General features: G+C 57.5%; 1 pseudogene. It reads right to left on the bottom strand.

What is annotated here, in order from left to right:
* A pseudogene (gene exeG, locus AACS18_RS23750) lies at nucleotides 1-251 on the bottom strand (GspG family T2SS major pseudopilin variant ExeG); the annotation flags it as partial.
* Nucleotides 252-445: the final 194 nt, after the last annotated feature.

Here is a 445-nt window from a genome sequence, read left to right as displayed (position 1 = left end):
GGCAGGCGCTTGATGTAGCCGCCATCGCGGTAGCTGCGCGGCGCCGGATCGATGGAAGGCTTGGTCACCAGCGCGTCCAGACCCTGTTCGGTGGTCGGGTAGCGGTTGTTGTCCAGCTTGTACATGTCGAGGGCATTTTCCAGCGCCACGATATCGGAGACCGCTTTCTGCTGGTCAGCTTTCTCCTTGTTGCCCATCAGGTTGGGCACCACCAGACTGGCCAGAATGCCGAGGATCACGATGACCACCATGACTTCCAGCAGGGTAAAACCGGATTGACGACGTTTGTTCATGAGTTGCTCCGTAACGAATGAGATGGGATAGCCCATCAGAGAGTGATCACTGGGTGGGTTCGACGGGCCGCCAGCGGGGCTATCGAACGCCGGAAACTTACATATTCACCATATTGTTGAGCTCGAGGATCGGCTGCAGGATCGACATCACG

It is taken from the genome of Aeromonas sp. HMWF015 (assembly GCF_963878965.1).
In the GTDB taxonomy this organism is placed as follows: Bacteria; Pseudomonadota; Gammaproteobacteria; order Enterobacterales; family Aeromonadaceae; genus Aeromonas; species Aeromonas veronii.
This window is presented reverse-complemented; position numbering and strand designations above follow the sequence as displayed.